General features: G+C 70.6%; 19 protein-coding genes. 3 read left to right on the forward strand and 16 right to left on the reverse strand.

Translation table 11 applies throughout. The features are described from left to right. The first annotated feature begins 250 nt into the window (after window positions 1-250). Together O7610_RS08470 and O7610_RS08475 are read left to right on the forward strand one after the other, a co-directional pair. Window positions 251-1711, forward strand: a complete 1461-nt coding sequence (locus O7610_RS08470; RefSeq protein ID WP_289213005.1) for an RICIN domain-containing protein — start codon at window positions 251-253, stop codon at window positions 1709-1711. Between the two features lie 20 nt (window positions 1712-1731). Next, window positions 1732-2517, forward strand: coding sequence for a spermidine synthase (locus O7610_RS08475; protein ID WP_289213006.1), 786 nt, complete (start codon window positions 1732-1734; stop codon window positions 2515-2517). Window positions 2518-3208: 691 nt separating this feature from the next. On the opposite strand, the gene O7610_RS08480 is transcribed toward O7610_RS08475, so the two are convergent. The 10 genes from O7610_RS08480 to O7610_RS08525 all read right to left on the reverse strand — a co-directional run bounded on the left by O7610_RS08480 (window position 3209) and on the right by O7610_RS08525 (window position 14150). Further along, window positions 3209-3544: a VOC family protein gene (locus O7610_RS08480; RefSeq protein WP_281555174.1), complete on the reverse strand. Its 336-nt coding sequence runs from the start codon at window positions 3542-3544 to the stop codon at window positions 3209-3211. Continuing rightward, entirely contained in the window at window positions 3541-4524 is a 984-nt protein-coding gene (locus O7610_RS08485) for an LLM class flavin-dependent oxidoreductase (protein WP_281555175.1), read from the reverse strand. Before O7610_RS08485 ends, O7610_RS08480 begins: the two co-directional genes overlap by 4 nt. An 8-nt stretch (window positions 4525-4532) precedes the next feature. Next, window positions 4533-5504 (reverse strand): enoyl-CoA hydratase/isomerase family protein, encoded by a 972-nt coding sequence (locus O7610_RS08490; protein WP_281555176.1) that lies wholly within the window; start codon window positions 5502-5504, stop codon window positions 4533-4535. Between the two features lie 15 nt (window positions 5505-5519). Then, window positions 5520-6497: an LLM class flavin-dependent oxidoreductase gene (locus O7610_RS08495; protein WP_281555177.1), complete on the reverse strand. Its 978-nt coding sequence runs from the start codon at window positions 6495-6497 to the stop codon at window positions 5520-5522. 11 nt (window positions 6498-6508) lie between these two features. Beyond that, window positions 6509-8113 carry a class I adenylate-forming enzyme family protein gene (locus O7610_RS08500; protein ID WP_289213007.1) on the reverse strand — a complete coding sequence of 535 codons (1605 nt, stop codon included), beginning with the start codon at window positions 8111-8113 and terminating at the stop codon, window positions 6509-6511. Continuing rightward, a complete protein-coding gene (locus tag O7610_RS08505) occupies window positions 8110-9129 on the reverse strand; it encodes an LLM class flavin-dependent oxidoreductase (protein ID WP_281555179.1) in 1020 nt (339 codons plus the stop codon). The genes O7610_RS08500 and O7610_RS08505 overlap by 4 nt, the downstream gene beginning before the upstream one ends. Beyond that, window positions 9126-10253: an LLM class flavin-dependent oxidoreductase gene (locus tag O7610_RS08510; RefSeq protein ID WP_281555180.1), complete on the reverse strand. Its 1128-nt coding sequence runs from the start codon at window positions 10251-10253 to the stop codon at window positions 9126-9128. Before O7610_RS08510 ends, O7610_RS08505 begins: the two co-directional genes overlap by 4 nt. An 80-nt stretch (window positions 10254-10333) precedes the next feature. Continuing rightward, window positions 10334-11395, reverse strand: coding sequence for an acyl-CoA dehydrogenase family protein (locus O7610_RS08515; protein WP_281555181.1), 1062 nt, complete (start codon window positions 11393-11395; stop codon window positions 10334-10336). A 13-nt stretch (window positions 11396-11408) separates the two neighbouring features. After that, on the reverse strand, window positions 11409-12560 hold the full coding sequence (locus O7610_RS08520) for an acyl-CoA dehydrogenase family protein (RefSeq protein WP_281555182.1): 1152 nt from the start codon (window positions 12558-12560) through the stop codon (window positions 11409-11411). Window positions 12561-12599: 39 nt separating this feature from the next. After that, on the reverse strand, window positions 12600-14150 hold the full coding sequence (locus tag O7610_RS08525; RefSeq protein ID WP_289213008.1) for an AMP-binding protein: 1551 nt from the start codon (window positions 14148-14150) through the stop codon (window positions 12600-12602). Between the two features lie 69 nt (window positions 14151-14219). On the opposite strand from O7610_RS08525, the gene O7610_RS08530 reads away from it, so the two are divergent. Continuing rightward, window positions 14220-15209: an MBL fold metallo-hydrolase gene (locus O7610_RS08530; protein WP_281555184.1), complete on the forward strand. Its 990-nt coding sequence runs from the start codon at window positions 14220-14222 to the stop codon at window positions 15207-15209. A 3-nt stretch (window positions 15210-15212) separates the two neighbouring features. Here the strand turns inward: O7610_RS08530 and O7610_RS08535 are convergent, their stop codons facing one another. From O7610_RS08535 to O7610_RS08560, 6 genes are read right to left on the reverse strand one after another with little or no spacing between them, the layout of a single operon-like run. Then, on the reverse strand, window positions 15213-16784 hold the full coding sequence (locus O7610_RS08535) for a class I adenylate-forming enzyme family protein (protein ID WP_289213009.1): 1572 nt from the start codon (window positions 16782-16784) through the stop codon (window positions 15213-15215). Then, complete coding sequence (locus O7610_RS08540) at window positions 16781-18304, reverse strand: class I adenylate-forming enzyme family protein (RefSeq protein ID WP_289213010.1); 1524 nt, start codon at window positions 18302-18304, stop codon at window positions 16781-16783. The genes O7610_RS08535 and O7610_RS08540 overlap by 4 nt, the downstream gene beginning before the upstream one ends. Next, entirely contained in the window at window positions 18304-18798 is a 495-nt protein-coding gene (locus tag O7610_RS08545) for a VOC family protein (RefSeq protein ID WP_281555187.1), read from the reverse strand. Before O7610_RS08545 ends, O7610_RS08540 begins: the two co-directional genes overlap by 1 nt. Window positions 18799-18820: 22 nt before the next feature. After that, on the reverse strand, window positions 18821-19741 hold the full coding sequence (locus O7610_RS08550; RefSeq protein ID WP_281555188.1) for an SDR family NAD(P)-dependent oxidoreductase: 921 nt from the start codon (window positions 19739-19741) through the stop codon (window positions 18821-18823). After that, window positions 19738-20922: an acetyl-CoA acetyltransferase gene (locus O7610_RS08555; RefSeq protein WP_281555189.1), complete on the reverse strand. Its 1185-nt coding sequence runs from the start codon at window positions 20920-20922 to the stop codon at window positions 19738-19740. The genes O7610_RS08550 and O7610_RS08555 overlap by 4 nt, the downstream gene beginning before the upstream one ends. Then, window positions 20912-22312, reverse strand: coding sequence for a zinc ribbon domain-containing protein (locus tag O7610_RS08560; protein ID WP_281555190.1), 1401 nt, complete (start codon window positions 22310-22312; stop codon window positions 20912-20914). The genes O7610_RS08555 and O7610_RS08560 overlap by 11 nt, the downstream gene beginning before the upstream one ends. Between the last annotated feature and the right edge of the window lie 2 nt (window positions 22313-22314).

Genomic DNA, 22314 nt, shown 5'->3' on the forward strand with positions numbered 1-22314 from the left:
GTCGAAGACATGGCTCCCATACTGGCAGGACAGGCATGACCTGCCCGTGTGGTCACGTCGAGCACCCGCCAGGAACGGCGCATACCTGCCGGAAGCTGCGAATCCCTCGTCCCAACGCAGGTAGCTGACGTTAACGCACACATAGCCCGTGTGACCGGAGAGACAGCGGTGCCGGCGGTAGCCGTCCGGCCCGGTGTCCGTTTCCCAGGGAGGCCAGATCTTGTCAGAGTCATCGTCCAGAACCCGGTCGTTGCGTCGATTGTCGATCACCCTGGTGGCCGTGTTGACGGCGATGGTCGGCACCGCAGTTGTCGCGTCGTCGCCGGCCACCGCCGCCACCAGCCAGTTCCGCGGCATGAACTGGGCCGTGCTGGGTGACAACTTCAGCACCGGTCCGCTCGTCGTGCACGGACTCAACTCGTCCGACAGCAACGCGACGGTGCGGGCCAAGGCCAACGCCATCTACGACGACATGGCTGCCACCATGGGCGTCGACACCGTCCGGCTGCCGATCAACACCCACACGGTCGGGACGGCATGGTGGGAGGCCTACCGAGGGGCCATCGACGCCGCCACTGAACGCGGGTTCAAGGTAATCCTGGCCTACTGGGAGGACGGTGCCGCCTCCGGCGGCCGGATCACGAACCTCGCCGCGTGGAACGCGATGTGGTCCACGGTCACCAACACCTACGGATCGAACCCCAACGTCTACTTCGAGCCGATGAACGAGCCGCACGGCTACAGCTCGGCGCAGTGGCGCGACGTCGCGGCCAACTGGCTCAGCTACCACTACTCGGCGGTGCCCGGCCGGGTGCTCATCGGCGGCACCGGCTACAGCCAGGACCTGCGGGACGTCTGCAACGACAGCCGCTTCAACTCGACGCTGTTCTCCTTCCACCACTACGCATTCTTCTACGGCGAGATGAGCTACGACGCCTTCCGCAGCCACATCCAGACCCGGCTCGGCAACTGCGCCTCCCGCGCGGTCGCCACCGAGTTCGGCGCGCCCATGGACGACGGTCGCAACTACGCCAACCCGGGCAGCACCGACAACTTCGTCCGCCACATCCGCGCCATGGCCCAGGTCATGCGCGACAACCAGATGGGCGGCACCTACTGGCCGGCCATCGGCGGCAAGACCGGCAACATCGGGTACGACTGGTACTCGATGTTCGCGCTCAGCGGCAGCGGCACCAGCCTGAACCTGACCGTCCGCAACCCGTCCGGCGCCGACCGGATCCGCTACGGCTGGGGCGACGCCGTCAGCGACGACCCCTCGACGCCGCCGACGGGGACGTTCTACCGGGTCAACGCGCGGCACAGCGGCAAGGCCATGGACGTCCAGCAGCCGAACACCGACAACGGTGCGCGGGTCGGCCAGTACGCGTACAACGGCAACGCGTGGCAGCAGTGGCAGTTCCAGGACGCCGGCAGCGGCTACTGGCGCCTGATCAGCCGGCACAGCGGAAAGTGCCTCGACGTGGTGAGCGCCTCCACCGCCGACGGGGCCGAGCTCATCCAGTACACCTGCGGCACCGGCGACAACCAGCAGTTCCAGATGGTCACCAACGGCAGCTACTTCCAGCTCCGGGCGCGGCACAGCGGAAAGTGTGTGGACGTGCCGGCCGCCTCGACCGCCGACGGCGTCGTCCTCAAACAGTGGTCGTGCCACACCGGCACCAACCAGCAGTGGTCGCGTACGCCCGTCTGAGGATCGCTAGTCTGCTGGTCATGCAGGCACCCGGCGCCCGGCTCGACCTGGCCGTCGACCCGACCAGGTCAACCGGGCGCATACTGCTCGCCGACGGGGTCGAGCAGTCGTACGTGGATGTCGCCGATCCCGCGTACCTGCGCTTCGAATACGTCCGCCGGATGGCCGCCGTAGCCGATCTCGCCGCGCCGGCCGGTGCCCCGCTGGACGTGCTGCACCTCGGCGGCGGTGCGCTGACGCTGCCACGCTACGTCGCCGCCACCCGACCCGGCTCGGCGCAGACCGTCGTCGAGCGGGATCCCGAGGTGGTCGCGCTGGTGGCGCGGGACCTGCCGCCCCGGCCGGCCGGCGTCGGGGTCATGGTCGCCGACGCGCGGGAGGCGGTCGCCGGCGCGCCAGCCGCCGCGTACGATCTGGTGCTCGCCGACATCTACCAGGCAGCCCGGATGCCGCCGCACGTCGCCACCGTCGGGTTCGCCGCCGAGGTGGCCCGGGTACTGCGACCCGACGGCATCTACCTGGTCAACGTCACCGACCTGCCGCCACTGGTCGGCACCCGGGTACAGGCTGCCACCCTGCGGGAAGTCTTCGCCGAGGTCTGTGCCGTCGCCGACCGGCGGATGCTGCGCGGCCGGCGGTACGGCAACGTGGTACTCGCTGCGACACGGGCGCCGGGCCGACTGCCGGTGGCGCAACTGGTGGTACGGGCGCTGCGCGACCCGGTACCCGGCGGTGTGCTGCACGGACCGGCGCTGGACAGGTTCGTCGCCGGAGCCCGGCCCCGCACCGATGAACCGCAACGGTGAACTCCGGCTCGGCGGGCCGGCACCCTGAGTGCCGGCCCGCCGAGCCGGTAGATCCGTCAATGGTGGTGAAAACAGGTTCCGGCGCAGGTGACGGTCGCGTCGAAGCCGCTGTTCCACCGGTCCTGCACGGTGCATGCGGCGGTGCAGGCCGGCGTGCCGCTTGAGGTAGAGCACCGCTACCCGACCGAACTCGCCGCCGTTGGGCTGGTCGTAGGTGCCACCGTGCCCGATGCTGAGGTTGCCCGTGAAGGCGGGCAACCCGGCCGGCAGCATGCCCCAGTCGTCGATGACGTTCGGGTACGCGATGTCGCTGGGCCCGCCGATGAAGTAGGCGACCGGCTCGGTCAGTCTCCTGAGCTGGTAGTCGTCGGCGTCGTTCAGCAGACCGCTACTGAAGATGCCGGTGGTGGTGACGCGCGGGTCGTGGGAGACGGCGTAGGCCTCCAGCCCGCCGCAGGAGAAGCCCGCGACGGCGACCTTTGTCGTGTCGAGCTTGTCGTAGTACTTGCTGCCCGGCCGGGCGTTCTCCGCCACGGCCAGTCGTTGGACCGGGTGAGCATCTGGGAGGTGGTGGAGCCGGGCCCGTTCGGGGCGCCGTTGGCGATGGCGACGGACGGGCGCCGGAGCTCAGCGAAGTGCCGCTTCCGCGAACGGTGCGATTGCACCCACCGGGCCGGCACCGCCTCGCCGGTCAGGTCCGTCGTTCGTAGACGACGACTGGGACGCCGCCCGGGTCGACGACCACCGACCGCCGCTCGTGCGGGCCCGACACGGGCTCCCCGACGGACGCGCCGGCCGCGGTCAACTCGGCGACGCAGCTGTCGAGGTCGTCGACCTCGACGCTGAGCAGGGTGCGGCCGGCGACGGGCTGCTGTGACCCGGCGGCCAGGCCGATGGTCACCGTCCCGTCGGTGAGCGCGACGTACCGGTCGCCGTCGCGGAACCGCACCGTCAGCCCGAGCCGGGTGTAGAAGTCGACCTGCGCGGCCAGGTCCCCGGCCGCAACGATGACGTGGCCGATCCTCACCGCCGGAACCTCGGCATCACCTCGCGGGCGAACCGTTCGACGATCTCGACGGACCGCTCGATCGGCAGTCCGAGCCACTGGGCGCGGAAGACGAAGTGGTTGAAGCCGGCGGCGGCGAAGTCGGAGATCTTCGCGGCGATGTCGTCGGGCGAGCCGAAAAAGAGCGCCTTCTCCTTGATCGCCTCCCACTGGGACTCGAAGTAGTCCATGCCGTACTGGACGTACTCGCCGTACGATCGGCGGACCGCGTCGCCCGCCATGGCGTGCGCAGCGTCGGCGGAGTCCGCGACGCACAGGTCCCGGTGGATCGGGAAGACCGCGTTGTCGTCGTCGAAACCAGCCGCGCGGCGCTGTTCCCGGTATTCGGTCAGGTTTCCGACGGCCCAGTTGCGGCGCACGTTGGACGGGGCGAGCCACGGCAGGCCCTGACGGGCGATCCGGGCGATGCCGGTCGGGCCGTTGGCACCGACCCAGACCGGCGGGTGCGGCCGCTGCCGCGGCAGTACGCTGCACCGCACCCCGTCCAGGGTGAAGTGCCGCCCCTGGTGGTGGACGGGCTCACCGGTCCACAACCGCTGCATCACCGCCAGCGCCTCGTTCATCCGCGACACCCGGGTACGCCGGTCGACGCCGAACGAGGAGAACTCGGCGTCGCGGTAGCCGGAGCCGATGCCCAGGACGAACCGGCCGCCGGACATCTGGTCGATCGTGGCGATCTCCTCGGCCCAGTGCACCGGATGTCCAAGGGGCAGGATGAGGATGCCGGTGCCGATCTGCATGCTGCCGGAGTGCTCGACGAGCCGGCTCAGCAGCGGCATCGGCTGGGGTGTGGCCAGCGACGACAAATAGTGGTGGATGCCGAACACCGAGTCGTAGCCGAGGTCGCGGATGTGCTGGACGTACTCGACCGTCTCACCGGTCCGCCGCTGCAGGTCGTCGCCGAGCTCGTACTGATGGTCGAGGAGAATGCCGAACTTCACGACCGCGCCTACTTCTCGCGCGACCGGGTGTCGCTGAGCCGGAAGTACGGTGCGACCAGCCGGTCCCGGTCGGCCAGCGCCCGGCCGATGCCCTTTTCCCGGCGCTCCTTGAGGAAGTTCCAGTCCCCGTCGTCGAAACTGACGTTGGTCGCCCAGCCGTGCCCGACCCAGCCGGTCATCGCGCCGAGGCCCTTGCCCCGGGCCTCCATGACCAACTGCATCATCGACTTGCCCATCATCAGCGAGTCCAGCGGCATGACCGCGATCGCGTCGGCGTAGTCGTCGACCCAGCGCTGCAGTTCGTCACGTTCGACCACCTTGGTGACCAGGCCCTTGCGCTCGCCCTCCTCGGCACCGATGGCCCGCATGGTCAGCATGACGTCCTTCATCGTGGTCAGGCCGACCTTCTCGATCCAGTGGTACATGTCCTGTGGGGCGGGACCGAGGTAACGGAACGCCGGATGGGTGAACCGGGCGTCAGGGCTGGCGATGACGATGTCAGCCGACAGCGCGATCTGGAAATGGCCGCCGTAGCAGTACCCCTGCACCTGGCAGATGGTCGCCTTGAGCGACTCGATGATCGGGCGGGTGAATCCGGAGCTGAGCACGTTGCGGTCGGGCAGGATGCGTTGCCGCTGCGCCGGCCGCCGCCGCGATGCCTTGTCGGTGCCGGTCCGGTAGCCGATGTAGTGCCCGAGTTCGGCGGCGTCGGCGCCGGTGCCGAAGTGTTCACCTTCGCCCTTGAACACGATGACCTTGACCCGGTCGTCGGTCTCGGCCTCGCGGACCAGGTCGCCGACGCGTTCGAAGGCGGCCACCGGAATGGCGTTGAGCCGCTCGGGACGGTCGAAGGTGATGGTGGCGACCGACCGCTGCTCGTCGACGTCGTACCGGACGTACTTCGCCAGGACCTCGGGGTCGACCTCCATGTTCTCGACGTCCCACTGTTGTTCCAGAAGTTCGGCTTCGGTCTTCTTCACGGCGAGTTCCTTAGGTCAGCTGGCACGGAAGGCGGGCATCACCTCGGCGGCGAACAGCCGCAGCGAGGCGCGCAGTTTCCCGGTCGGCATGCCGAGCCAACCGGGGCGGAAGATGACGTGGTCGAACCCCAGCTCCCGCAGGGCGGAGATCCGCTCGATGAGGAAGTCCGGTGAGCCCAGCAGCAGCGTGTTGCGGACCAGTTCGTCGAAGCGGTCCCGCTGCCAGCGCAGCGCCGGGTACTCGGCGTAGGTGGCGTACTCCCGCCGGGCGTGCGGCAGTGCCTCGGCCACGGCCTGCTCGGTGCTGGGCGCGCAGTACAGCTCGACCCCGACCGGGCGCTGCACTGTCGTCGGGTCCCGGCCGTACTCGGCCAACGCCTCCTCGTAGACGGCCCGATGCTCGGGCAGGAACCGGCGGCTCGGTGAGTTGCCCGGCGCGTACCAGGCGTCGCCGAGCCGGGCGGCCCGGCGGACCGCTTTCCTGCCGCCGGCACCGATCCAGATCGGTGGTCCGCCCGGGGTCAGCGGCGCGACGCCGATGGTCGCCTCGGTCTGCGGGTAGAACTCGCCGTCCCGGGTGACCGGCCGCCCGGTCCACAACGCGCGGATCAGCCGGATGCTCTCGTCGAAACGCCGGAACCGGGTCTGCGGGTCGATCCCGAACGCGGCGAGCTCGTTGTCCCGGTACCCGGCGCCGACGCCGAGGACCACCCGCCCACCGGAGAGGTGGTCCAGGGTCGCGAACTCCTCCGCGACGTGCACCGGGTGGAACATCGGCAGCAGCAGGATGCCGGTGCCGAGCAGCATGTCACCGGAGCGCGGAATGAGGCTGGCCAGCATCGAGATCGGCTGCGGGGTGGCCAGGTTCGACTGGAAGTGGTTGATCGTCCACACCGAGTCGTAGCCCAGTTCAGCGGCGAGTTCGACGGTGCCGAACAGCTCGGCCAGGTGCCCACCGAGGTCGTCGCCGTGCGGATACTGGTGCGAGGCCATGATGCCGAACCTCATCCGGACGCACCCGCCCGCGTCGTGGCCGGCGTCGCTCGGCTGATCTTGCCGGTGGCGCTGCGTTCCAGTGCGGCGACGAACTCGATCCGGCGGGGCGTCTTGAAGTGGGCGAGCCGGTCCCGGGCGTACGCAACGAGGCGATGGGAGAGTTCGGTGTCGGTCACCGCGTCGTCGGTCCTGCGCACCACGAGGGCGACCGGTATCTCGCCGAGCCGGTCGTCCGGTCGCCCGAGCACCCGCACGTCGCTGACCAGCGGATGCCTGCGCAGCTCGTCCTCGATCTCCTCGGGCCAGACCTGGAAGCCACCGCATTTGATCATGTCCCGTTTCCGGCCGACCAGGAACAGCACCCCGTCGTCGTCGACGTAGCCGATGTCACCGGTGTGCACCCAGCCGTCCCGGACCAGTTCGCGGGACGCGGCGTCGTCGTCGACATAGCCCTTGGTCAACGCGGAGCGGACCACCACCTCGCCTTGTCGGCCGGCTGGCAGGGCGGCACCGGTCTCGTCCCGGATCTCCAGCTCCACCCCCGGGTAGACCCGCCCGGCGGAGCCGGGTTTCCAGCGGCCGGCCTTCATGTCCCGTCCGGTCCAGCCGGCGATGTGCCCGGCTTCGGTCGATCCGTAGTTGACCAGGATCGGCACCTGGTACCGCTCCTCGAAAGCTCGGCGCAGCGACCACGAGATGGCCTGACCGGCCACCAGGACGGACTTGACCCCGTCGAAGGGCAGGTCCCGTTCGGCGTACACGATGTCGTAGACCATCGTGGGCAGGAAGAAGAAGTTGTCGAACCGGAACCGGTCCATCAGGTCGGCGAGCCGGTCGACGCCGAACCTCTCCCAGACCACCGCCGGACGACCGACGAAGAAGGCGAACAGCAGCGAGTGCTGACCGCCGCTGTGGAACAGCGGCAGGGCGATGAGGTTCGGCCTGGCCGCCGCCGGGGCGGTGCCTTCGGCGTCGGTGCCGGTGGCGACGCAGGCCAGCCGCATCAGCGAGTCGCGGGTCCCGCCGTGGGTGACGCTGACCGCCTTCGGCCGGCCGGTCGTCCCGCCGGTGAACAGCACGCAGGCCTCGGCCTGCGGGTCGACGTCGACTGCCGGCACCCGGACCTGCCGACGCCAGGGCAGCGGCTCGACGTCCGCTTCCCCGACGCCACCGGTCGCAGGGCGCAGCTGCGCGACGCGGCGGATCGCGACGCCGGCTCTGGCGCTGGCGAGTTCGGCGACCACGTCCGGGCTGCGCCCGTCGACGAGCAGCAGCCGAGGGCTGGTCTTGGCCAGCGACTCGGCGAGTTCGGCCGCGTTGTACAAACTGCTGACGGTGACCGGGACCGCGCCGAGCTTCCAGCAGCCGAAGAGGAAGAAGACGATGTCCGGGCCGTTGGTCAGGTAGCAGGCCACCCGGTCGCCGGCGCTCACGCCCTCGGCCCGCAGTGCCACGGCCACCCCACCGGCGAGCAGGTCGATCTCGTCGAACGTCCACGACCGACCGTCCTCGCCGTACAGGCCGACGACGTCGGTGCGGTCGGCGCGACGCCGTTCCAACACGCGGGCCAGATTGTCGGCGTCCGGTGGGGCCATCACTGGGTCGGTGCTCATCGGGCGACCTCCGGCGCGGCTGGCGACGCGGGTCGTGGCCCGGCGAGTCGGGGGACGACCTCCGCACCGAAGCGGGCGAGCTGCTCCATCGCCTCGGCCTGGCTGGCGCCGACGAACTGGTGCCGCAGCGAGACCTCGGTGATGCCGAGTTCGGCCTCCCAACGCCGCAGCTTGTCGACGATCTCGTCCGCAGAACCGACCAGGCAGTCCTGCGCCAGATACCGGTCGATGTCCAGGGACTGGGCGCCGTCCCAGGACCGGTATCCGGCGTACTGGCGCTGCAGATGCGGTCGGACGGCCTTGACCGCGGCGGGGTAACTGTCGCCGATGAACGCCTCCCGGCTCATCGGGTACTCACGGTCGAGGGTGAAGCCGCGGTCGACGAGTTCGCCCCGGTAGACGCCGAGCAGTCGGGCGAGCTCCGCGTCAGTGCCCTTGGGGCCGATGAGCCACGGCGCGTCCAGTCGGGCGGCGCGGCGGACCGCCGGCTCGGCGAACGCACCGATCCACAGCGGCGGGCCGCCGGGCTGCACCGGGCGCAGCGCCAGCGACGCGCCGGGGACTTCGCCCCAGCTGCCGGCGATGTCGATCGTCTCGCCGTTCCACAGCGCCCGCAGGATCGGAACGTACTCGCGTAGTCGGCGCAGCCGGTCGGTCCATTCCACGCCGAACGCGGCGGTCTCCCGTTTGCGGTAGCCGGCACCGACGCCGACGGTCAACCGTCCCCGGCAGAGCACGTCGAGGGAGGCGAGGTCCTCGGCGAGCGCGACCGGGTTCAGCAGCGGTGCGAGCAGCACCCCGAAGCCGATGCGTACCCGGGTGGTCGCCCGCGCGAGGTAGCCGGCCAGCGGCACCGGCTGGACGAACGCGGACCTGGCGAGGAAGTGGTGGCCGAGGTAGACGGCGTGGAAGCCGGCCGCCTCGGCGGCGGTGGCCTGGTCCAGTACCTGGTCGATACCGTCGGAGGCGCTGGTCGACGGATCGAACTGGGCACTGAGGAAACAGCTGACCTTCATCCGATGACCGCCTGGGCGGCGGAGGTCGTCAAGACGTCATCGGCCGGGTCGTGGCCGTCGGTCCGGCGGCCCGTCTGGTCCGCCGCGCGAAAGTGCGGGATCACCTTGGTGGCGAACTCCTCCATGGACTTCAGCGCGCTCCGCCGGTCGAGCGACGGGATGCGCAGCCAGCCGATGTAGTGGTTGATGCCGAGCTGCTCGCGCAGCATCTCGATGGTCTCGATGACGCGCTGCGCCGAGCCGAAGTTGCCGCCGTGGGTCAGGGTCTGCTCCAGAGTCAGCAGTTCGATGTTCTTGGCGACCGCCGCGTAGTAGGACCGCTCCTGCTCGATCGCCTCCTCCGAACCCGGGATCACCTTGCCGACGGACTTGTAGTAGTTCATCGCCGCCGAGGCGGCTTCACGCAGGCCGTCCTCGCCGTCACCGCACCACACCTGTTGCATGAAGGGCAGTTCGTAGGTGGTGACATCGAAACCGTTGGCCTGCATGCTCTGCCGGTAGAGGCTGAAGTTCTTCTGCATGATGCCCAACGGCGTGAAGTTCGGTGAGGTGATGATCGGCTCGCCGACCGCGCCGCGCTCCCGGAAGCTGTCCGGGGATACCGTGCCCTGCAGGATCGGCGGACCGCCGGGGGTGAACGGCCGGGGGTAGGTCGTGACGTCGTCGAAGTGGTAGATCTCGCCGTGGTAGGAGAACTTCTCCTGGGTCAGCGCCAACCGCAGCACCTCCAGGGTCTCCTGGTAGCGCTGCTTCGACTCGGCCAGGGCGATCCCGAAGCCGGCGAACTCGGCCGGCTGGTAGCCACGGCCGACCCCGATGGTGACCCGACCACCACTGAGCACGTCGAGCGCCGCGATGTCCTCGGCCAGCCGCAGCGGGTGGTGCAGTGGAAGCACCAGCACGGCGGTGCCGATCGTGATCCGGCTGGTCCGCTCGGCGACGGCCATGCCGAAGTTGACCGGGCTGCCGAGGATGCCGTACTTCGAGAAGTGGTGCTCGGCCAACCAGATCGAGTCGAAGCCGAGCTCGTCGGCCAGCTGGATCTCGTCGAGAGTCTCCCGTAGCACCTGATGGTCCGATGCCCCGTCGGCCACCGGGAACAGGTTCATGATTCCGAACTTCACGACCACTCCTCGTTTATTCCGACCAGCCGGTATGTTACCGCTGCGCTTCTGTCACTGCAAGGTCTGCGCAGGTCAGCGCACTAGTCCGTACGGTGCCCCGAACCCACCCGGCGCGCCTCGACCCGCAGCGCGCCGGCCCGGTGCCGGTGCCATCGGCCACGGCCGGCCCGGGCGTCGAGCACCAACGCCCGACGCAGGAACAGATGCGGATCCGCTTCCATGGTGATACCCATCCCGCCGTGCACCTGGATTCCCCGCTCGGCGGCGAAGACCGCGGCCTTCCCCGCCGCCGCCTTGGCGGCGTGCACCTGGATCCCGGCGTCCGGACGATGGTTGTCGACCGCCCAGGCGGCGTAGAGCGTCAGGTCCCACGCTGCCTTGCGCGCGGTGGCGGCCTCAGCCAGCTGGAACGCCACCCCCTGGAACGACCCGATCACCCGGCCGAACTGCATCCGGGTGCGGGCCTGCTCGGCGGCCAGTTCGATCGCGCCCTGCGCGACGCCGCACAACTCGGCGGCGACCACCAGGGTCGCCCGCCACAACCCGGTGCCGACCGGATCGAGCCGTTGCGGCATGGACAGCGACACGTCCGACAGCGGTACCGACGGGTCGAACGACCGCCGTTCGGTGACCTCGGCCCGCTCGGCGACCGTGGCGGCGCCGGCGACCCAGACCCCGTCGGGACCGGCGACGACGAACCCGTCCGCCTGAGCGGCGTACGGCACCAGGGTCCGCACCAGCGGATCCGGCACCGACCGGTCCGGCCAACCAGGCGTGGACGGCACGTCGACCGCCGGAGTGAGCACCCGGCGGCCGTCGAGGATCTCGTCGGGCAGCGGCACCGACCGTCGGTCGTCGCCGCAGAGCAGCTGTACGGCACCCGCGTGGGCCGCGAACCGACTCGGGACCAGGTGCTCACCGAGCACCTCTACGGCGACCAGCAGGTCGATCAGCGCCGATCCGACACCACCGGCCGACTCCGGCACGCCGAGCAGCCCGAAGTCGCGCAGCAGCGGTCCGTCCGCGGCGCAGGGCTGCCAACCGGCCGACAGCGCGGCTCGCGCCGCGCCGGTCTGCGCCTTGGCGAGGGCCGCGACGGTCTCGCCGATCTCCTGCTGTTCCTGGGTGAATGTCGCGTGCACGCGGCCACTCCGCTCAACGTGAACGGGGCAGGTTCAGCACCCGCTCCGCGAGAATCGACTTCTGGACTTCCTCCGTGCCGCCCTCGATCGTGTGGGCGCGGGCACGCAGGTAGCGGTGCATCCGGGCGGCGGCACCGGCACCGTCGAGCAGCACACCGCCAGCCTCGTCGAGCTGCACCGCGAGCCGGTTCGCGTTCTGCACCACGCCGGCCCACAGACTCTTCAGCGCCGACGTCTCCGGGCCGGGGACGCCACCGGCACGGCTCTCCGCCAGCATCCGCATCGACCCGATCCGGACCGCCTCGGCGTCGCACTGCAGCGCGCCGATCGTGTCGACGACGGTGCTGTCGTCGGCCAGTCCCCGCGCGATCGCCAGATCGACGACCCGGTCCACCGCCTGGCGGGCCCACACCCACAGGTTCAGCGCCATGCTGCCGCGTTCGAAGGCGAGCGTGGTGAGCGCGACCTTCCAGCCGTTGCCGACCCCGCCGAGCACGTCGGAGTCGGGGACGAACACGTCGTCGAGGAACATCTCGTTGAACTCGGTGTCCCCGTTGATCATCACCAGTGGTCGGACGGTGAACCGGTCCATCGGGGCCAGGAAGTAGGTGATGCCCCGGTGCCGGGTCTCCTCGGGGTCGGTCCGCGCCAGCAGCAGACACCGGGAGGCGTTGTGCGCGTTGGAGGTCCAGATCTTGGTGCCGTTGATCAGCCAGCCGCCGTCGACCCGGGTCGCGGCGGTACGCAGACTCGCCAGGTCGGAGCCGGAGCCTGGCTCGCTGAAGCCCTGGCACCAGTACTCCTCGCCGCGCAGGATTCCCGGCAGGTACCGGGCCTGCTGCTCGTCGCTGCCGTGCGCGATGATCGTCGGACCGGCCAGCATCATGCCAACGCCGTTGAGCGGGTACGGCGCGCCCCGGACCGCCGCCTCCTCGTTGAAGACCGCCTGCGCCAGCGAGTCCATCCCCCGGCCGCCGTGCCCGACCGGCCAGGACAACCCGGCCCAGTTGCCGGCGCAGAGCCGCTCCTGCCACACCCGTGACCAGTGCTCACGCTCGGTCTGGGACAGCTCCTCCTGATCGGGCACGTCGCGCAGCGCGTCGTCGAGCCAACTGCCGGCCTCGCGCCGGAACGCGAGGTCGCTGTCACTGTCATCGAAGTCCACGGCAGGCTCCCCTGTCGTCGGACACCTCACACGTCGTGGTCACGCCGACACCTCCGGGGTACGGTTGAGCCGCGCCTTGTAGAGCTTGCCGTTGGGATCGCGAGGCAACGCCGCGCAGACGACGTACGAATGCGGACGTTTCGGCTTGGCCAACCGTTCGGCTAGGTAGGTGCGGATCCGCGCGAGCGCCGTTTCGGCGTCGGGTGCGCTCTCGGTCAGCACGACGTGGGCCTGCGGCACCTCGCCGAACTCCGGATCGGGTACGCCGACGACTCCGGCGTCGGCGATCCAGTCGTGACCGAGCAACGCGGCCTCGATCTCGGCCGGGTAGACGTTGACCCCGCCGACCAGGATCAGTTCGGCGGCCCGGCCGGTGATGTACAGGAAACCGTCGGCGTCGACGTGGCCCACGTCCCAGACGGTCATCAGCCCGTCGCGGCGGGCGCCGTCGGTCTTGCCGGGGTCGTTGTGGTACTCGACCCGGTCGGAGCCCTGACGCATGTACACGATGCCGGTCTGGCCGGCCGGCACCTCGTTGCCGGCCTCGTCGAGGATCCGCAGCGTCGAGATGGACGCCGGGCGACCGACCGTGCCCGGGTGGGCGAGCCACTCGTGCGGGCGGGCGATGGTGGTGCCGACCTCGGTCGAGCCGTAGTACTCGTAGACCACCGGGCCGAACCAGTCGAGGATGCGCTGCTTGACCTCGCGCGGGCACGGCGCGGCGCCGTGCAGGACATAGCGCAGCGAGGAGATGTCGTAGCTGTCGCGCACCGGTTGGGGCAGTTGCAGCAGCCGGTAGAAGTGGGTCGGCACCATGCTCGTCCCGGTGACCCGCTGGTCGTGGACCCGACGTAGGAAACCCTCCGGCGTCCAGCCGTCCATCAGGACCATCGTGCCGCCGGCGTGCAGTGCGCCCATCGCGGGGGTGATGTTCGCCGAGTGGTACAGCGGAGCCGAGACGAGCCAGGATCCGAACGCTGGGCGTTCCATCCCGAACTCCTGGAACAACCACCGGTAGGTCGACGCACCCGTGTCGGCGTCGACTCCGGCCAGTGGTCGTTTCACCCCCTTCGGGCGGCCGGTGGTGCCCGAGGTGTACATCATCAGCGACCCGGCCGGGGTCTGCTCCGGGCTCACGGTCGGCATGCCGTCGGTGAGCTGCGACAGCGGGCGGACGCGACCGGTGGTGGGGGATCCGTCGACGTACACCTGCACCCCGGGCACACCGGCGAGGGCCGCAGCGGCGACGACCGGCTCCACCCGCGCGGAGCAGACGACCACCTTGGCGCCGCTGTCGGCGAGGATGTAGGCGATCTCGGGCTCGGTCAGGTGGTAGTTGAGCGTCACCAGGTAGAGCCCTGACTGCATCGCGGCCAGGTAGAGCGCGACCATGCCGGCGCTGTTGGTCATCACCGCCGCGACCGTGTCACCGGCACGCAGGCCCGCACGGGTGCGCAGGCCGTGCGAGATCCGGTTCACCTCGGCGTACATCTCGCCGTAGGAGATCTGCCGATCATCGGCAGTCACGATCGCGCACAGCTCCGGCTCGGCGGCTGCCCAGAGCCGGAAGCCGGTCCGCTCGTCGCTCATCGGACTCCTTGAGTTAGATTCCGACCATCCGGTATGTTGTTGTTTCCACAGTAAGGGAGGCATCTGGCGATGTCCAGACCCGTGAACGACGCGCACGCCGCCAGCTATCACGCCCGGCGGATGCCGACTCCGACCGAGGTCACCGACGGGGTCTGGGCGATCCCGGTCCCGCTGCGCGGCAGCGCGCTGCGCTACGTCACCGTCTTCCTGATCGACACCGGTGACGGCAGTGTCCTGATCGACGCCGGCTACGACCACCCGAGCTGCTGGGAGTCGTTCACCGGGTCGGTCACCGCGATCGGCCACCGGGTCGAGACGATCTCCACCGTCCTGCTCACCCACAACCACCCGGACCACATCGGCTTCGCCGCCCGGATCCGGGCGCTGTCCGGCGCCTCGGTGGTCATGGGGCAGGCCGACGACTTCGCCACCATGCGCCGGAGCAGGGGCGGTTTCCTCACCCAACTGCGCACCGCCCTCACGACGACCGGCGCCCCACCCGACGTCGTCGAGGCGATGTACGCCGACGCGGTGGCGGTCACCGCGCACCACGAGGACCTGCGGATCGACCTTGCCGTGGCCGACGAGACCGAGTTCCGGTTCGGCGACGTGACCATCCGCGCCGTGCCGGCCCCGGGGCACACCTACGGGCACACCGTCTACGTCGACACCCGCGGCCTGGTCTTCACCGGCGACACGATGATGTCCGAGGGGCCCACCCAGCTCGCGATCGTCAGCCGCGCCGACGACGACCCGACGGCGGACCTGTTCCGGACGCTGCAGCGCATCCGCGACCTCGGCGCGACGATCGCCTGCCCGGCCCACCAGTTCCCGTACCGCGACGTCGCGGCCCGCGCCGACGAGCTGGCCGCGCTGCACCGCGCCGAGGTCGCCGCCGTCAGCGCTCTGGCCGGGGCCGACGGGCAGGCCACCGCCTGGGACGTCGCCCGGCGGATGCGGTGGCGTAAGCCCTGGGACGAACTCGGCCGGGGCACCCAACGGTTCTCCCTCGTCCATGCCCAGGCCCTGCTGCGGCACACCGCGGGCGTCCACCGGTAGTCGTCAGTCCCGTCGCGACCGGTCGTACGTCCAGTCCGGCTGCGCCGACGACCGCAGCTCCCGCAGGCTCCGCTTCAGCACCTTGCCGGACGGATTCGTCGGAAACTCGTCCACGACGTAGATCTCCTTCGGGACTTTGAAACCACCGAGGCGCTGCCGGGCGTGCGCGATCAGCGACTCGGGTTCCAGGCCGGGTCGACCGATCACGAACGCCACCGGGACCTCCAGCCACACCGGATGCGGCGCAGCCACCACCGACGCGGCCAACACCAGCGGGTGGTCGGCCAGCACGTTCTCGATCTCGGCGCTGGACATGTTCTCCCCACCGCTGCGGATCATGTCCTTGAGCCGGTCGCGGATGTACAGGTAGCCGTCGGCGTCGAACCGACCGATGTCGCCGGTGTGGAACCACCCGTCGCGCCAGGCCGCCCTGGTCGCCTGCGGATCGTCGAGGTAGCCGGGGCTCACCTTCGGGCCGCGCGCAATCACCTCCCCGTCGTCGCCGACCAGCACGTCGTTGCCGTCCGCGTCGACCACCCGCACCCGGACCCACGGCACGGGCAGGCCGACCGACCCCTGCTTGGACCGCATGTGCGCCTCGTCCAGGTACGTCAGAGCGCCGCACGTCTCGGTGAGACCGTAACCCTCGATCAGCCGCGCGTCCGGAAAAAGCTCCCGCGCCACGGCGAACAACGCCGACGTGACCTGCGAGTAGATGACCCACCGCAATGAGGTCAGATCGACGGCGGCATCGGCCGCACGGCGGACCATGTCGAGCATCGTCGCCGCCATCACCATGCCGGTGATCCGCTCGGTCTCGATCGCCCGCAGCACCGCCGCCGGCTCGAACCGCCGTTGCAGCACCATCGTGCCGCCGACATGCCAGATGCCGAAGCCCGGCAGGTCGGTGCCGCCGACGTGGTACAGCGGTGCGAAGTTGAGGATCCGGTCGCTCGGCCGCAGCCCGAGCTCGACGATCTGGGCGTGCATGTTCATGTTCACGTTGCCGTGGGTGAGCAGCACGCCCTTGGGCAGCCCGGTCGTGCCGGAGGTGTAGACGATCCGGTGCAGGGCCGCGTCGTCGAGATCGACGTCCGCGACCCGGGCACCCCGGTGGGTCCAGATCAGCGCGCGCACGTCTACCCAGCCGTCGTCGTCGATCGGCTCCAGCGCGAACCGGCGCACGTCGGCCACGGGCTCACTCGATCCGGTGTCGGTCAACGCCGCGTCGGTCAACGCGGCGAACTCCGGGACCGTCGCGACCGCCCGGACCCGCGCGTGCCGCAGCAGCTGGGCCAGCTCGGCGGCGGTGAGCCGGTAGTTCAGTGGCACGAAGACCGCGCCGAGCTTCGACAACGCCAGCGACAGCAGCAGGAACTCGGGCACGTTGTTCGAGATGATCGCCACCCGGACGTCGCGGCGGATCCCCTCGGCGGCCAGCCCTGCGGCCAGGGCCTCGACGTCGACGGCGAGCTGGCGGTGGGTCCACCGCCGGCCCTCGAAGACCAACGCGTCGACGTCGGCGAACCTCCTGGCGTTGCCGGCCAGCATCGCGGCGACGTTCGCCGTACTCATCCGGTCACCGCCGTCTCGCGCAGCTGCTTCTTGAGCACCTTGCCGGAGTCGTTGCGCGGCAGCGACGTCACGATCTGCACGTACTTCGGCACCTTGTACCGGGCCAGCTCGGCCCGGCAGTGCTCGCGGATCTCCTCCGCCGTGGTGGTCGCGTCGGCGCGCAGGATCACGTACGCCTTCGGGACCTCGTCCCAGGTCTGGTCCGGCACCCCGATGACGGCGACCTCGCTGACGTCGGGATGCCCGGCGATGACCCGTTCGACCTCGGCGCTGGCGATGTTCTCCCCACCGGACTTGATCAGGTCGGCGCGGCGGTCGACGAACCACAGGTAGCCGTCGGCGTCGATCCGCCCGACGTCTCCGGTCAGGAACCAACCGTCCCGGCGGGTCCGCCGGTTGGCCTCGTCGTCGTTCCAGTAGCCGGGTGAGATCTTCTCGCCCCGGATGATGATCTCTCCTTCCACGCCGGGCGGCACCAGCTGGAAGTGCTCGTCGACGATCCGGATGTGCACCCCGGGAAACGGCGCGCCGAGCGCGCCGACCTTGCACTGTTCGTGGGCGGCATCCAGGTAGCAGACGCCGTTGCACAGCTCGGTCATGCCAAAGGTGTCCACCAGCCGGACGTGCGGCAGCCGACGTTTCACCTCGCGCCGCACGCTGGGCGCGACCCCGGCGAAGAGCAGGTAACGCAGCGACCCGAGATCCGACTGGTCGTCGCGGTCGAGTAGGCCGAAGAGGATCTGCGCGGCCAGGACCATGCCGGTGATCCGCTCCCGGGCCACGGTCCGGGCGATGTCCGCAGGCTTGAACGTCGGGGTCAGCACCATCGTCGCGCCCGCCACGAACGTCGCCAGGCCCGGCGCCTCCAGCCCACTGACGTGGAACAGCGGAGCGGAGACGAGGATCCGGTCGGCTGCGGTCAGCTCCAGTTCGAGCACCTGCGCCAGGTGGTTGGCGGTGAGGTTCCCGCAGGTGTGGATGACGCCCTTCGGCCGTGCGGTGGTGCCGGAGGTGTAGAGCAGCCGGTGTACGTCGGCAGCGGTCTTCTCGGCGTCCGGCACCCGTACCCCGGGCGGCGCCGCAGCGAGCAGATCGGCCAGCCGACGGGCGTCAACGACGACCCGGGCCCCGTTGGCCACGACCGTCCGCAGCCCGGTCGTGGCCGCCAGGGTGGCGGCGACGTCGGCGAAGTCGTCGTCGTAGATCAGCCCGGTGACACCGGCCTGGTCGAGGACGTACGCCTGCTCGTGGGGGTGCAGCCGCCAGTTGAGCGGAACCGAGATCGCACCGAGGCGGCTCAGCGCCAGCAGTTCGATGACGTAGGTGGCGGTGTTGCGCCCGAGCACCCCGACCAGGTCGCCGTCGACGATGCCGGCGTCGCGCAGTGCCGCAGCGTGCCGGTCGACGTCGGCGTCCAGTTCGGCATAGGTCCAGCGGGAATCCCCGTCGACCAGTGCCTCCCGCTCGGCGCGGCGCAGCGCCTGCCGGCGCAGCGTTTCGGTGAAGTTGCTGGTCGCCATCAGCTGCCGCCCTCCCGCCGCCGGGCCAGGATCTCCTCCCGGGACGGCAGCGCCACGAACTCCAGCAGGTTGCCGTCGAGGTCACGGGCCGCGAACGCGGTGATCAGCCCGTAGTTGTCGAGCATGACCTCATTCGGCGGGCTCAGACACTGCGCGCCCAGCTCGACCAGTCGTGCGTGCAGCTCGTCCATCTCCGCCAGCGGCACCGCGAAGCTGAGCAGGAAGGTGCCCAGCTCCAGATGTCCACCGGTCGCCGTCCGGGTCGCGGGGCCGTTCCACTCGATCAGCTCCAGCTGACCGATGCGGCTCGGCCCCTGCAGGTACTGGACCCGGCCGGTGGTGCCAGCGGGCAGTCCCAGCGACACCTCGATGCCGGGGCCGGCCACGTCGGCCCGCAGCGTCCGGCGGTAGCCCAGCGCCTTCTCGTAGAAATCCGCAGCCCGGTCGACGTCGGAAACGGTCACGGCCACATGGTGTACCTCGCTCACCGGCATGGTGGCTCCCTTCCTTGACGGCTCAGGCGGTTGGGCCGGCGGGTTTGGACAGGGCCCGCTGGATCAGCGTGACCTCGTCGGCGCCACTGTCGGGGACGATGAAGTCGTCGAGCCGGCAGATGTCGTCGATCGACGCGCTGATGTCGTCGGGCGAGACCGGCTCGGCCCCGCCGTACCAGCCGGGGGTGACGCCGATGAAGATTCGCCCGACCCGGCCACCGCCGACGGTGAGGATGTGCCGGTTCAGCTGGCACTGCCCGGAGGCGAGAAAGGTCGCCACCGCAGCGACGTGCTGCGGGTCGAACCGGTCGGCCAGCTCACCGAGGAGGTTCTCGGTCATCCGGGTCGCGGCGGTCGGTGCGATCGCGTTAACCAGGATGCCCCGGCGGGCACCCTCCAGCGCGAGCACGTTCATCAGACCGATCAGGCCGGCCTTGGCCGCCCCGTAGTTGGCCTGGCCGAAGTTGCCGAACAACCCGGACGACGAGCTGGTCAGCACGATTCGCCCGTACCCCCGATCGGCCATCTGCCCCCACGCGGGCCGCAACACGTGGAACGCACCGGCGAGATGCACGTCGAGGACCGCGGCGACGTCCTCCTCGCGCATCTTGGCCAGCGTGCCGTCCCGCAGGATGCCGGCGTTGTGGATCACCGCGTCGATCCGGCCGAACTCCTGCAGGGCCCGTGCGACGAGGTCGGCGCCACCCGCTGCGGTGGCGATCGAGTCCGTCGACGCGACCCCGACGCCGCCCGCGGCGCGGATCTCGTCGACCACCCGCTGCGCCGCACCGGAGGAACCCGAACCGTCCACCGCCCCGCCGAGATCGTTGACAACCACGCGGGCACCGCGTTCGGCCAGCAGCAGGGCGTGCGCCCGGCCGATCCCGTTGCCGGCGCCGGTGACGATCACGACCTGCCCGTCGAGGCGCACCTGGGCGTTCACCGCTGACTCCCCAGCACCGCGACGAACGCCACGCAGGAACCCGGCTGCCCACCGAGGTTCTGGGCGAGGGCCAACCGGGCGTCGGGCACCTGGCGGGCACCGGCCGCACCCCGCAGCTGGGTGAAGCACTCGAACACCATCCGTAGCCCGGTGGCGCCGATCGGGTGGCCGAACGACTTGAGACCTCCGTCGGTGTTCACCGGCAACGCGCCGCCGCGGTCGTACCGGCCGTCGAGGATGTCCCGCCAGGCCTTGCCCCGCTCGGAGAATCCCAGGTCCTCCATCAGCACCACCTCCGTCGGAGTGAAACAGTCGTGCACCTCGGCCAGCGAGATCTGTGTCGCCGGGTCGGTGACACCCGCCTGGTCGTAGGCCTGTCGCGCCGCCTGCACCACCTCCGGGAAGGTGGTGAAGTCGTAGCCGTCGGTGGCCAGACCCGAGCCCGAGCCCGCGACGAACCCCATCCCCCGCAGGAACACCGGCTTGTCGGTGTAACGGTAGGCGTCCTCGGCTCGGACCAGGATGGCCGCGGCGGCGCCGTCGGAGACGCCCGAGCAGTCCAGTACGCCGAGCTGCCCGGCGACGCGCGGCGCGTTCTCAACGGCCTCGGCGGAGACAGCCCTACGGAACTGGGCGCGCTCGTTCAACGCGCCGTTCTCGTGGTTCTTCGTCGCGACCTTGGTGAGCGCATCGCGCATGTCCCGCGCGCCGACGCCGTACGCCTGCTGATAGGCGGGGGCGAGCAGGGAGAATCCGGCGGGTGCGGTCCAGTCGACGTCGGTGCCGTCGGCGGGTGGGTAGACGGCGGCCAGACCGGAGTACGCCGAATCCTTCAGCTTCTCCACCCCGGTCGCCATGACCATGTCGTACGCCCCGGACGCGACCGCGAACGCCGCGTTGCGCAGCGACTCCGAGCCGGTGGCGCAGTAGTTCTCCACCCGGGTTACCGGCTTGCCGACCAGGCGCAACGGCCGGGCAAGAGTCTGCCCGGACATGCCGGAGCCCTGGGTACCCACCCAGAACGCGTCGATGTCGTCGAGGGTGGCACCGGGCAGCGACCCGACGCACTCGTGCACCGCGTCGACCAGCAGATCGTCGGCGGACCGGTGCCAGTGGTCGCGGAACGGGGTACAGCCCATCGCGACGATCGCGACGTCGTGGGCCATCCGCCTACTGGCCATCGGTGGTCTCCTTCCGTGGCCGGAGTTTCCAGAAGTAGTTGGGGATCGAATCGGTGGTCCACAGCCGCCGGAACGTCGGCGTCATCACCATGCCCACGGCCACGTCGCCCGGCGCGACGTCGGTCGCGTACGCGCTGAGTCGGCCGCCGCCGTCGATGTCGGCGACGACGACCGCGACCTCCGGTTCCGGCATGGTGGTCAGATGGTCCCTGGTCACCGAGACGACCCGGGCGCTCTTGTCCCGCAGCGGGACCGTCGCTGGCGTCTGTCCCGACGCGGCGCTGCCGCAGGAGGCGCAGACCCGGGCCGGCGGTGTGGTGACCTTCGCACAGGCGTCGCACCGGCTGCCCTCCAGGCGGAACTTCCAGCCGGACCGGCGGAACATCGGCGGCGACGCCGGTGCCGGCGACGCGGGCCGGGCCGGGCCCTGCACGTCCAGCAGTCCGCGCCAGCGCAGGTAGCGGCCGTAGCCGACGGGTTGCCGGGCGGCAAGCTGCTGCCGTACGGCCGGGCCGCCGCGCGCCTCCCGTACCCCGTCGCCGACCCGCCAGACGAAGGCGTCGGCGCCCTCGGTCGCCGACAGCAGCAGGATCGTCCGGCCGGGCCGCGCCTCGTCGAACGCGGCGGCGAGCAGCAGCGCGGGGTGGGCGGCACCGGTGAAACCGGTGGCCCGTTCGACCTTCGCGTCGGCCCCCGATCCGCCCAGCGTGCGCCGCAGCGCCGCGGCGGCGCGGGTATTCGACGACGACACGACGACCTCGTCGACGGCGTCCAGGCCGGCGAGGGCGAACGCGCGGCGGGCCGCGTCGAGGCCGGCGGTGACGAGGACGTCGGCGGTGAACCGTTCGTCCCAGACGCGGTCGTGCCGTTCCCCGGGCAGCCGCCACCGTTCCAGGATCTCGGTGGTGTGTCCGGCGCGGGCGAGCAGCGTCGCGGCGCGGGTGCCGCCGCCGACGAACGCCGCGGCGCCGTCGCCCTGGGCGAGCTCGTCCGGTGCCCCCGGTCGGGTGGTCCGCAGGTCGGCCAGCACCGCCGCGTCGCCGGAGCACGCGACGAGGTTGAGGGCGGTCGCGCCGCAGCGGTGCCCGCGCAGATCGACCGCGCTGACGGCCGGATCGAGCCCGAGCGCGGCGTGCACGACCCCGGCCGAGGTCTTCGCCTCGTACGGCGCACTGGTGGTGGCGAGCAGCAGCTGCCGACCGGCGTGGTCGGCGGCGGTGAGGTGCCGCATCGCTTCGACGGCCATGGTGACGGCGTCCTCGTCGAAGGCGGCGACGCCGCGCACCGGACCGCCCGGCCTGGGTGGTCCGGTCGCGTCGAGCCTGTTGTCGTGCAGGGCGTACGCCGGCAGGTGTACCGCGTAGCCGTCGATGCCGGGCTGATCGGGCATGT

Origin of the sequence: Solwaraspora sp. WMMA2065 (assembly GCF_030345075.1) — a bacterium.
In the GTDB taxonomy this organism is placed as follows: domain Bacteria; phylum Actinomycetota; class Actinomycetes; order Mycobacteriales; family Micromonosporaceae; genus Micromonospora_E.